Annotated in this window: 13 protein-coding genes; all 13 read right to left on the bottom strand. The window is 31.9% G+C overall.

Annotation, left to right across the window (positions count from 1 at the left end; translation table 11 throughout):
- Positions 1 to 149: 149 nt before the first annotated feature.
- The 13 genes from J2Z35_RS12465 to J2Z35_RS12405 all read right to left on the bottom strand — a co-directional run bounded on the left by J2Z35_RS12465 (position 150) and on the right by J2Z35_RS12405 (position 12,057).
- Positions 150 to 1,496, bottom strand: coding sequence for a B12-binding domain-containing radical SAM protein (locus tag J2Z35_RS12465; protein WP_209661730.1), 1,347 nt, complete (start codon positions 1,494 to 1,496; stop codon positions 150 to 152).
- Positions 1,497 to 1,539: 43 nt separating this feature from the next.
- Positions 1,540 to 3,135: an amidohydrolase gene (locus J2Z35_RS12460; RefSeq protein WP_209661729.1), complete on the bottom strand. Its 1,596-nt coding sequence runs from the start codon at positions 3,133 to 3,135 to the stop codon at positions 1,540 to 1,542.
- A 16-nt stretch (positions 3,136 to 3,151) separates the two neighbouring features.
- Complete coding sequence (locus J2Z35_RS12455) at positions 3,152 to 4,027, bottom strand: pentapeptide repeat-containing protein (RefSeq protein WP_330623468.1); 876 nt, start codon at positions 4,025 to 4,027, stop codon at positions 3,152 to 3,154.
- Positions 4,028 to 4,078: 51 nt separating this feature from the next.
- A complete protein-coding gene (gene abc-f, locus J2Z35_RS12450) occupies positions 4,079 to 5,716 on the bottom strand; it encodes a ribosomal protection-like ABC-F family protein (RefSeq protein WP_209661728.1) in 1,638 nt (545 codons plus the stop codon).
- Between the two features lie 343 nt (positions 5,717 to 6,059).
- Entirely contained in the window at positions 6,060 to 7,469 is a 1,410-nt protein-coding gene (locus J2Z35_RS12445) for a S41 family peptidase (RefSeq protein ID WP_209661727.1), read from the bottom strand.
- 137 nt (positions 7,470 to 7,606) lie between these two features.
- Entirely contained in the window at positions 7,607 to 8,104 is a 498-nt protein-coding gene (locus tag J2Z35_RS12440) for a GNAT family N-acetyltransferase (protein WP_209661726.1), read from the bottom strand.
- A gap of 40 nt (positions 8,105 to 8,144) precedes the next feature.
- Entirely contained in the window at positions 8,145 to 8,789 is a 645-nt protein-coding gene (locus J2Z35_RS12435; RefSeq protein ID WP_209661725.1) for an MBL fold metallo-hydrolase, read from the bottom strand.
- 15 nt (positions 8,790 to 8,804) lie between these two features.
- Positions 8,805 to 9,350, bottom strand: coding sequence for a GNAT family N-acetyltransferase (locus J2Z35_RS12430; RefSeq protein WP_209661724.1), 546 nt, complete (start codon positions 9,348 to 9,350; stop codon positions 8,805 to 8,807).
- A gap of 7 nt (positions 9,351 to 9,357) precedes the next feature.
- Positions 9,358 to 9,807: a GNAT family N-acetyltransferase gene (locus J2Z35_RS12425; RefSeq protein WP_209661723.1), complete on the bottom strand. Its 450-nt coding sequence runs from the start codon at positions 9,805 to 9,807 to the stop codon at positions 9,358 to 9,360.
- 188 nt (positions 9,808 to 9,995) lie between these two features.
- A complete protein-coding gene (locus tag J2Z35_RS12420) occupies positions 9,996 to 10,454 on the bottom strand; it encodes a GNAT family N-acetyltransferase (RefSeq protein ID WP_209661722.1) in 459 nt (152 codons plus the stop codon).
- A 30-nt stretch (positions 10,455 to 10,484) separates the two neighbouring features.
- Entirely contained in the window at positions 10,485 to 10,835 is a 351-nt protein-coding gene (locus J2Z35_RS12415; protein WP_209661721.1) for an SH3 domain-containing protein, read from the bottom strand.
- 37 nt (positions 10,836 to 10,872) lie between these two features.
- Positions 10,873 to 11,439 carry a nucleotidyltransferase family protein gene (locus tag J2Z35_RS12410; RefSeq protein WP_209661720.1) on the bottom strand — a complete coding sequence of 189 codons (567 nt, stop codon included), beginning with the start codon at positions 11,437 to 11,439 and terminating at the stop codon, positions 10,873 to 10,875.
- A 123-nt stretch (positions 11,440 to 11,562) separates the two neighbouring features.
- A complete protein-coding gene (locus J2Z35_RS12405; protein ID WP_209661719.1) occupies positions 11,563 to 12,057 on the bottom strand; it encodes a DUF7000 family protein in 495 nt (164 codons plus the stop codon).
- Positions 12,058 to 12,061: the final 4 nt, after the last annotated feature.

Genomic DNA, 12,061 nt, shown 5'->3' with positions numbered 1-12,061 from the left:
AGTTAATTCAAAGGTTGTAAAGTTTTTTTGTCTTTTTGTAATTTAAAAATTGTATTTAATTAGGGGGTTTTTTGGAGACTTTTTCACTGGTCCCGGACATTTCGTTTGTCCCACTCGTCTTTCTTATAAATTGATTTTTTTATTATAATTCAACTTACTTTATATGATAACCATCTTGTAATGCTTCCTACCCTTTTGAAAGAAAAGATATTGCAGATTTTTTCAGTTATAAAACCGTATTTTCTATAAAAGATATTAAATGCTAAATAAGGTATCCACTGCTTCTTTGAATCAGGAAGCCTTTTTATAATATTTTTAAAGGAATATATTTCCCTATATATCCATAGATATCCTTCAAATAGCTCTTCTTTAGTCATATTCTTTGGAGCGAAAACCACATTTGCAGTATTGTATTTCGAAAGGTCAAAATCCGTAATTCTACCCTGATTTAAAAGCTCTTCATAGAGCTTTGTCCCTGGATATGGAGTTAGTATGTGGGATGTGACTGTCTCTATTTTATTTTTGACTATCCAATTTAGAGTTCCTTCAAATACCGATTTATCATCTTCATCTAATCCAAATACAAAGCTGGCATTTATCATTATTCCTCTTTTGTGTATTTCCCTTACAAGGTTTTCATACCTATCTACACTGTTTTGCACCTTATTTACACTTTTTATTGAGTTTTCATTAATACTTTCAAATCCAATAAAAAGGCTTTGACAGCCTGATTCTTTCATCTCATCAAGTAGATTTAGATTATCCAAAATATTTGAGGTTATGGCTGCATTCCATTTTAGATTAAGAGGCTTTATTTCCTTTAACAATTTTTTCGTCCATCCAGGGTTTCCTATAAAATTGTCATCTATAAACATTATATGCTTTGTATTTAACTGTTTAATGTCTTCAATAACATCTTCAACAGCTCTATTTATATAGGTTTTTTCTACTGTTTTGGAGCTGTTGTAGCAAAAATCACACTTGAAGGGACATCCTCTGCTTGTGCTTACTATATTTGTGTAGAGATATTTCTTACTATCTATAAGGTTATAGGCTGGAGATACAATTTCACTTCCAGAAATATTTTCCATATCATAGTAGATTTCTTTAATGGGGTTATTCTCAAGGTCTTTTAGAAGCTTTGGCCACGTTCTCTCTCCCATACCTATGCATATAATGTCAAAAACACCTACTGCACTCTCTGGATTGGCAGTGATATGTATGCCCCCTGCCGCAACCTTTATATTTCGTTTCCTAAACTCCCGAGATATTTCAGTAGCCCTTTTCATTACGTCTACTGTAACTGTTATAGCTACTAAATCAACTTTCTCATCAAAATCTATTTCATCTATATTTTCATTCACAATGATTACTTTATGCTCTTTTGGAGTGAGATTCGCCAAGGTTAAGAGCCCAAGAGAGGGTGACATCCTTGTTTTTAAATCCGTATCCATAGGTCTTTTTAGCATTTTAGGCTGAATTAGCTTGATTTTCATTTATTCCTCCGTTAAAGTGGGACGCTAGATACGTCCCCTCGTCTCAGGCTTTGTAGACCGTATTTCCCGCAACTATAGTTTCAATTACTTTTATGTCTTTGATCTCCGATTTATCTATTGTGAATATATCTCTATCTAAAATCACCATATCTGCTACATATCCTTCTTTTAGTCTTCCTTTAAAATCTTCCTTGAACTCGTTGTATGCACTTTTTATTGTATAGGCATCTATTGCGTCTTCGACTGACATTTTTTCATCTGGATAATACCCTCCACTTGGTGTCAAGTCAAGCTTTGTCCTATTTACAGCTGCAAATATATTAATAAATGGATTGCAGTCTTCAACTGGAGCATCTGTGCTGAAGCTAACAGGAGCACCCATTTGATATAGTGTATTAAAAGCATAGGATGTGCTCGCCAGCTCTTTCCCCACCCTATCCTCTATAATTGGTATATCAGCAAGTAAAAACACAGGCTGATACATCACAGCTATATCTAAATCTCTGATTCTCTCAAGCTGATTTCTTGTGGTGATTTGATTGTGAACTATTCCATGCCTTAAGGTGTTTTTGCCAGCCATTACATCTTCATAAATGTCTATAACTCTCTCGACTGCTTCATCTCCAATTGCATGGGTAATCACCCTTATATTACTTTCAGATGCTAATTTGCAAAGCTCATAAAGCTTTTTATCACTTAATGCATCCACTCCTTTTTCAGATGGAGCATCATTATATCCATTTTTCATAAGAGCAGTTCTCGCTCCAAGTGATCCGTCCTTAAATAGCTTCAAAGCTCCCTTTGAATACATTTTTTCATCATAGACCTCATTAAGATGCTCTTTGTTTAAATACTCCTTAAAATCCTCTATCTCCTGAAAATTGAACTGGTGGCTGTATCTTAGCTTTAACTTTTCATCTTTGGCAATTTCATTTATTACCTCAAATACCTTTTTAAAATCTCCGCCCATAACGTCACAGGATTGCACCGAAGTGAGTCCTAGAGATACCGCATAATCCATTGCCTTTAGAAAATCCTTTTCAATATTTTCTTTAGTTTTTTGAGGTACTATTGATTGAAGGTATCTTACTGCATTTTCACTAAAGATACCATTGGGTCTTTTGTCTTCCCCTAGCTGGATTTCTCCACCTTCAATAGTTGTATTTTCGTCCGCCCTTAGAATTTCAAGAGCAAGTGAATTTCCAACACTTACATGGATACATACCCTGTCAAATACTATAGGTATTTGCGTTGAGATTTTGTCTAAATCATGCCTTGTAAGAAGTCTTTTTTCTCCACTTGTAAAACTATTTTGGTTCCAGCCTTTTCCAACAAGAACTTTTATATCTGGATTAGTTTCAAGAAACTCCCTTCCCATAGAAATAATCTCATCTATGGACCTTGCCTCGTTTAAGTTACAGGCATTCATATTAGCTCCCATCATAGTGAGATGAAGGTGACTGTCGTTAAGCCCTGGAATCATAGTTTTTCCTTCTAAATCAATGATTTCATCTGCCTTATACCTTAAAATATCTTCATTTTTTCCTATTTCTTTTATGATTCCATCTGAAATATAGATTGCTTGGGCAAAATACCCTTTTTCTATATAAATCTTTCCGTTTTTATATATTTTTTTCATATTCATCTCCTTATTTTTACCAGTTTGGTGGTCTATCAATCCAAGGTGGCAGTATTGTAGTTGAGTCCCCTATAGCTGTATTAACTTGTCCTTGAGTTATAAAAAGAGTCTTTGAAAGATTAGTTCCTCTGATATCCGTATCTCGAAGGTCTGCTCCGATAAGATTTGTATGCTTTAGATTGTTTCCTCTAACATCAGCTGCCATAAGCAGTGCTCCTGCCAAATCAAGCTCATTTAGACTAGTTTTTTTTAAATCTTTCCCTACCAAATCCAACCTTCCAGCTATTTCTTTAATTGCACCTAGTGGAGGATTTTTCACCTTAGTATTCCCTTTTATCAAGACGTCCCTAGCTTTTTTCAAAATAGAATTGACTGTATATCTTTGAGATACTATATCAATATTTAGTATTGATAAAGGATTGAGATTTGTTAGATTTTCAGTTTCTTTTATTAATCTTTCAAGCTCATTTTTTATAGGATTTCCATTAAGTTCTTCTGCTGAAAAGATACTTTTTAAATACCAAAGCATTTCATGGAGCTTATTTATTATGCAAAATACTTCAAATATTTCATTTGCTAATTCTGGATTTTGTAGCCAGTCCTTTTCCTTATAGATATCTCTAGAAACCTTTTGTCCTGCTCCAAAGCAATCATATGATATACATCCCTTCAATCCTTTGTCTAATAGCTTGCTATGGACTTTGCATCTGAAGTCAGGTTCTAAGTTGATGCAAGGCTCTTTAGCTTCTTTGTCAGTTGGAAACCCTTCTGATTTTGAAAAATATAAAGAAACGCAGCAAAGACCAAAGCAGTTTTTGCAATCTATTTTTAAATCTCTAAATAAATCTTCATGTTGTATTTCAAAGTCCATCATGGCCTCCAACTTATTCAAATAATTTAATCTATCTAAAAAGCTATACTTCTTTAAACCAAGTCTACTAAATTATATTTCCAGATTTTTAATTTCCCTTATTACTTCATTATACTCTTTATCAAGCTCTTTTATATTATCTTTGTTTGAAGGAATTGAAAGTCTTCCAATTATATCGCTGAGCCTGTTTTCAAGCACAGCTTTTTTCATTTTTATGTCTTCTTTATCTGGATTTTTTCTATTTTCCCTTTCAAGATATTCTTTATAGGTTCCCTCAAACATTTTTATTTTATTATCCTCTATTTTCATGATATGATCTGCTACTTTACCTATAAGACTTCTATCGTGAGATGTGAAAAGCAGTGTCTTGTCATATTCCCTAAGTGCATCCTCAATGACCTCAAGGGACATGATATCCATATAATTTGATGGCTCATCAAGTATCAAAAGATTGATATCTTCAAGAAGTATCTTGGCAAATGAAACCTTGACCCTTTCCCCTCCGCTCAAGACATTTACTTTTTTATACACATCCTCTCCTTTGAAAAGAAGCCTTGATAGGAGAGTTCGAGCGAGTGTCTCGTCATATATGGATGAACATATGACATTTTCAAGTATTGTTTTATCAGTATCTAAAATACTCATCTCTTGGCTGAAATAACCTATTTTTGCCCCTTTAGCAACATGAATCCCGCTTTCCATGTTTATAATCATATTGATAAGAGTGGACTTACCAGATCCGTTTGGCCCAAGTAGCGCTACTTTGCTACTGTTTAATATCTGAAAATCAGCGTTATTGAATATGACTTTCTCTTCAAAATTTTTATTTATATCCCTTCCTTCTATTATTACTTTGCTGTAAATATTTTGAACTCTACCTACATCTAGCTTTATATGTGTCTCATTTTGTGGCTTTTCCTTAGCTTCAAGATGCTCTATCCTTGCTCTTGTGCTCTTGGCAATCTTTTCTAAACTTGCTTTAGCACTTTGATTACCCATCTTGTGAAGCCTTGCCTCTGAGTTTCCCATCCTCTTTGGAGTTTTTCTCATTGTCTTAGACTTTCTGCTTATATCCTTTACTACTCCTTCTAGGCGTTTCTTTTCATCTATATATTTTTGATATTCAAATTCCTGTCTTTCAGTCTCCAGTTTTTTTTGAGATTTATATTGGCTATAGTTTCCATTATATTCTTTTATTTTCCCATTATGAATCTCTATTATCTTTGTGCATACATTATCTAAAAAAGCTCTATCGTGAGATATTATAATAAGAGCTCCCTTGTAATCATCAAGCATTCTTTGGAGAAGCTCAATTCCTTCTATGTCAACATTGCTAGTTGGTTCATCTGCAAATATCAGAGGTGGATTCTTTTCAAGAGCTAAAGCAAGCTTGAATCTCGTCTTTTCCCCTCCACTCATAGTATCTAAATAGGTCTCATTTACTGAAAACCTTGAAGCCATCTCTGGACTTATAGTCTTTTTTTCAGGTTTTTTGAGCTGAGTTATATATTCTAGATTTCCATAAAGTTTTACTACTCCTTCATCTGCTTCATCTTTTTTTGATAAAACATTAAGTAGTGTAGTCTTGCCTTCACCATTTGCTCCAACTACTCCAATTCTTTCATTTGAATATACCTTTAAATTTTCGAACTCAAAAATCAATCTATCACTAAAATATTTCTTTATATTGACTGCATCAATTAGTAGCATAAAAAAATCCCCTCCTTATTTGTCTGGAGAGGATAGCATTCTAAATAAAAGCCACATATATTTTAAAAGATTTTCAAAATGAAAAACTCAAAAATATATGCCTTCATAAAAGGCCGCAAGCTTATTAATATAGAAGAACTATCCACCCTTAAGTTAAAACTGCATTACAAAAAAACCTACAAAATTTCAGATTCTTTTGTTACATACTTAGGTGAATTATTTCTTCATTTTATTAAATACCTTGTCCTTTCATTATTTTCCTTGTATTTCATTATATATTCTGAAAATTTCAAAGTCAAGGCATCTTATTAATAGCTATTTGTCTAATTTAGTTTCTTCTTGACTAAAAGGTTCCTGCTTCTATGATTTTTAATACAGTTTCAAGTGCATCCATATTATCGTTACTATTATAATGTGGAGTGGTTGTATACTCATTTAATGCTCTTCCTTCGCTATCTGTTAGATAGTCTGCATCCCACCTTAATATGATTCCTGTATTTGGCAGTGAAAAAAACAGACCCGAGCTTGTAGTGTATGCTCCTCCAGTTGCCTCTCCAACAAGGGTAGCAAAGCCCATATCCTTTGCATGGCGAGCAAAAAGTGCGGCTCCAGAATAATTGTTTTCATTTGTCAAAAGCCATATCTTTCCTTCAAAAGGATAATAGCTTCTAAAACCTAAATGTTGCATGGCTTTTTCATCTATGTTGCTAATACTTGTATTGTATCTAACCCCGTAAGCAAGGTCTTTCTTGTCATCTTCATTTATATACTTTAAATTATTCTCTCTAATAATCTCCTCAGCATCAAGAAGTCCTGCTCTCTGAGGTATATTACGGGAATTTTTCCCTTCGATTTCAATGTTTTCTTCTCCTAAAGTTTTGCTTAAATCACTTCCCTTATAAAAAGCATAAAATGGCATATCAGGCATATTTTCTCTATCTGGCCAAAGTGGATTCATTATAAGCATTCTCCATACATCTGGGGAGCCGCCGGAATTATCCCTTATATCAATAATTAAATGCTCGTAGCTTTGAGTATCCTCATAAAATTTCTTGAGATTTTTAATAGTACTCGATGTGAAATTCATAAAGCTCGGCACACTCAAATAAGCAACTTTATCTTCCTTTAAAATATCTGTAAATACTTTCATATCTGTAAGCTGTGGCAAAGGCTTATCTCTAAACACCAGTTTATGTCTTGACTGATTTTGTTCATCTGGATTATTGAAAAAAATCTCCTGCTCTACATAGAAAGCTTCGGAAAATTCGTTGCTAAAGGATTCGTGATTATGGTTAGTATAAAGAGGACTTCTTTGATGTGAGTAGGGGTCTTTAAAGGTCCCGTAAAGATTGTAGTCAAGGGGATAAGCATGAGCAAGTCCCGATATCTTGGCAAAGAACTCATGACGAAGGATGCTCCAAAAAACCTGCTCATCTAATTCAGGCATATCTTCTAATGGTATTTCCATTTCATTTGCAGTAGTTTCTAAGGACTGAGGATAGTTTTCTATAATTTCTCTAGTATCTCTTCCTAGCTCCCTTATATCAACGTCCCACTTTCTCTTTGCTACTCCAAAGTACGGAAAGCTATCCTCCATAGTTTGCATCATATAGTCAAAATCATCTAAAAAAGCCTCTTTTTTAAGCTCTTTCTCTGATTTTATTTGGTTATCAGGACCGGTGCATGATGTAAAAATCAGAGCTAAAATTAATATTAGTCCAATAAGAGTTCCTTGATTAATTATTTTTTTCATTAATTTATCACCTCTATATCTATAATTAAAATAGTTTTTCTTTTTAAAGGCAAATTATAGATAAATAACCTTGCATTATATTATCAACTGAATTTTTCATTTCTTCTCCAGCTCTTTCCTTTAAATTTAACTATTTTTTAGTAGTTAAAATCGAACTTAGAGATATCAAACCCATTTTTCCAGTAATCATTTTCATTTTCTTTAAGATCAATCAACATTTCTATAGCTCCTAATGTATCAAATCCTTCTTTATAATAAAAGTTTATAGCTTCTAAATTCCTAGCAAGTGGCTTTACGCATATGAACCGCATCTTATTGATTTTTGCATTATATACTGCATGTCTAACCATTTCTTGTCCTATTTTTTTGCCTCTGAATTCTTTTGAGATGACAAGGGGCTCTATTTCAACTTCCTCTTCTTTATATATAGTTCCATAAAAACCAATTACTTTATTATCAAGTTCATACACAAAAATATTAGTGGCTCCAATTTTATCTAAATGTTCATCGAAGTAATCTTCAGGTGTATCTCCACCAATCTTTGAGTCTTGATAAATATCTCTATGATGCTCAGTTAATTCTCTCCATAATTTTCTACATTCTTCTAAGTCTTTGTCGCAATAATTTCTTATCATAAGACCCTCCTTAGTCCTAGTTAATATTTTTTAGGAGTATCTAAATACAATTTTTGATTTTTTCTATAATATCCTTACCTAAAACTATATTATGTCCTGAAATGCAGGTATCAAAATTCATTTGTGAATATTTATTAAGAGTGTCCATATATAATGATTTCCCGCAATAAATATGCGGAACTATTTGATCCATAGTATCTCCAATATTATCACCTGCATTGAGTATCTTATCTTTTTCATCGAGAACACTTATAGAATCAATGCTGTGTCCTGGGGTATATATTATTCTTATATTATCCTCTTCAAAGTACATTTCTTTTTCAAACACAAGATTAGGAAGGTGCATGCTTACCTCTCCTTGCATATATTTTTTATTTTCATTAATCATTTCATCCCAATTATCCCTTATCATTTCAAAACAGAATTTATGAGATATAATAGTTTCATTTTCAAAGAGATTATTTCCCCAAATGTGATCCCAGTGATAATGTGTATTTATAATTATTATAGGTTTTTCATTTCCTTTTATATAATCTAGTACTGGCTTAACTCCTTGAGGTCCCAATCCAGTATCAATAATATAATTATTCTTTTCCCCCATTATTAAATGTATATTTAAATCCCATTCAGATGACGGGGATGTCGTAAATAAAACACTTCTATTTTTTATCTTCTGGATTTTCATATTAGCCCCCTATAATCAGTCTTCCTCGTTTATGAAATCACCAGTTTTGCATAGCCATATCATATGATCTCCGTCTTCTCCCCAGTAATCTTTAGCTACTAAATACGGCTCCCCAAATTTACGAATCCATCTTTTTTGTGCTCTTTTGTATCCAGAATCACAGGAAAAAATATGTATTCCCATATTCTTCATTTCTTTTATCATTTTATTGATTAAAGAAGATCCAATTCCTTGATTTTGGAAAGACGGTTTTATGTAAAGCCCTCCTAGTTCTATTTGAGCTGGAAAATTTTCATCTGTACAATCCTTTATTTGCTTTCCACAAGGACCAAAAGAGATGGTTCCAACTATATCGTCACCATTTACTGCAATTAAATATTTTTTATTATATATATCTCCCTTTAAATAATTGAGCAGAGATTCTTTTTTATGGTTTATTTCTTCACTAATTGTCTCTTCCAAATCACCAAGGCCTTCTTTTTCAAAAGCATCTCTTATGGAAAGACTATAAATTTCACAAACACTTTCAAAATGTTCTATTTCTGGCTTAATTATTTCCATATATACTTTACACTCTCCTTCTCATTTCTATTGTGTTTTTTCTGAACCCAAATCCTTCATAGAAAGCAATTGTATTTTCGTTTTCACAGGAAACATGAAGGGATATATTTAGGCATTCTTTTTCTTTCATCCATTTTAAATGCCTCTCCATTAATTTTTTGCCTATCCCTCTTCCCCTTGCTTCTTCCTTTACATGGATTGTATTCATTTGTCCTTCATAATCATTAATCGTAGACAAACAATAGCCAATTACTATATCATTTTGTTGAGCAATAGTAATTTTCAGATTGTCTTTATTCATACTCTCAAATGGCTTCATTCTATCTTCAAATACTAGTTTTTCGTATAGAAAATTGAAAAAACTCGAGATGTTAATATGGAAATCTCTGTTTTTTTCCCAAATATCTTTAATTATTTGTATTTCATCAAACTTTATATCTCGATAAATAATTTTCATATTATAAGTCAAAAAACACACTCCTTTTCTGTACATGGTTTTAATATTCTAAATACAAATAAAATCCACTAAATAATTAACTTTGTTAATAATCTGAAAATATTATATCATAAAAAAAATCTCTTAAAGCATATAACTTTAAGAGATTTTTATACAATTTCAATTTATTTTTAGCTGTAATCTTCGCCCTATTCTACTAAGCTCTTCTTATATATTTTATCATATTCCCCTGAATATGTTATTCCTGTATCTACAAACTCCCATCCTATTTGCTCATAATAATTTTCTAAATCTGTATATAAATATATATCCTCATATCCAATACTCTTTGCATAACTTAGCAAATGGGATTGTAACTGTTTTCCTATACCTTTATTTCTATACGCAGGGATAACATATAAAGCGGATAGCCATGGAAATAAATCTTGTCTACTAACCATATCACATCTCCATAATCCTATCGTTCCTATTGGTTTTTCACCATCTAATGCTACAAAAGTTTGGGGCAAATTTGTCTTACTTAAACTGTGATTTAATATACTCTTGAAAAATCTGATATCATCACTAGCTCCCCATTCTTTGGCCATCCACTTAGAAATTGTCTCAATATGTTCTTTATGATTTGATAAGTGTTCAATTTTAAACATTAAAAAACTCCTCTTTACTTGATTCCTATATTAAATTTCTTCTACATGATTTAGGGGAACCCATCCTTTTATATCCGAATCACCTTTTTTAATTCCCCATATCCATCCATTTAATATCTTATTTGAAATAATTATTTCATCTACTTCTATATCAAATTCTCGTGCATTATAATCTTCTAATAAAGTAGCCGTATCCTGATTTTTACTAAGTATTTGTTTGGGAACCCATCCTTCATTATTCTTGCTTTTACAATATATCCAGCCAGCCCAGTCTCCATCTTCACTAGACTCTTCCCTGCAAATAACTTGGTCACCTTTATACAAAATTATTGGATTTTCTGAGTCCGCTTTTCTACTCTTAATAACTCTATATTTACCCATAGCTTTTCTCCTACCTTAATTAAATTTTCTATTCTAATTACAACAAATTTGCTTTTTCATAATTTAATAATTCTAAAAGTCTATTTTTAATACTTTCTGGAATCTGCAATTTCAATGCTCTCTCAATTAATTCTGGATAGCTAATGCCATTATTAATAAAATAATCCCATATAAGTTTTACTTTATTCTCTCTCCCTACCATTAGCATATATGCAATCAACCAATCTTCTAAACTAGTATATGGCAATTCTATATCTCCGATTTTTACACTGTCAGGAGTTGATTTTTCATCAAAAATGAATTCAAAACTACCACATTCATGATTAATAGTGAATTGTGACATCACATCTATACTTACTCCATCTAATTTGTACTGAAAAAAATGCTTTGTACTGTATTCTTTTTTAATAGGTACAGGCATTCTAATTGCTAATTTATCTAATATATCCACTGCCTTATTAATATCCTTAGCTGAAACAATTATATCAATGTCATTAGCACTATCTATTAATAAATGTTTCTTTAATAGCAAAGAACCACCTATTCCCCATTTAATATCATTTTTGTTCAGTTCTTTTCCCAGCTTTAATAAGACATTTTCCATTGAGACCTTCTTTCCCAGAAACAATTTATATCTTCTTTACTTTTACATATAAACTGTTAATGTTAGTACTCATCGTATTCCCTTTTTAATTTTCCCTATAAATTTTTAATCTTTAAATTTTAGTTATGTTATTTCACTCTTTTCTATATCTTCAATAATTTCCGTTGAAACAATTAGTAGCTTATCTTCAACCTGCTGAGAAAGAAACTTCAAATCATTAAAATCGGGATTTTCGATTAACACAGTTTCAAGAATTGAATAGGTAGGTTTAGTGTCTCTGTCTTTATTCCATTTGGTTTTTTTGAAATATTCCCAATATTCATCTTGTATTAAGACGGTTTGACCTAAAAGCCATATTTCAAATTGCATATTCGTGTGGTTTAATACAAGTCCCAATTTCAGTTTTCGCTTTTTTAAAAACTCATTGGAATAATAGAAGTACGTATAATCCATATAACCTTGAAAAACATTACCAAAAGAATAACTGTCTGATAAATTTTTAGATAAGCTCGTCTTTAAACTCATTACATATTTTACAAGCCCTTCATATCCTTGTTGAATATCTCCTTTTTCAAGTTGTTTCTTATATTCATTTACATAATCATTTAGTTTTTTCATATAT

This window comes from Acetoanaerobium pronyense, from assembly GCF_017874355.1.
Classification (GTDB): domain Bacteria; phylum Bacillota; class Clostridia; order Peptostreptococcales; family Filifactoraceae; genus Acetoanaerobium; species Acetoanaerobium pronyense.
Note: the sequence above shows the minus strand (reverse complement) of the source record. Positions and strands in the feature narration are given on the sequence as shown.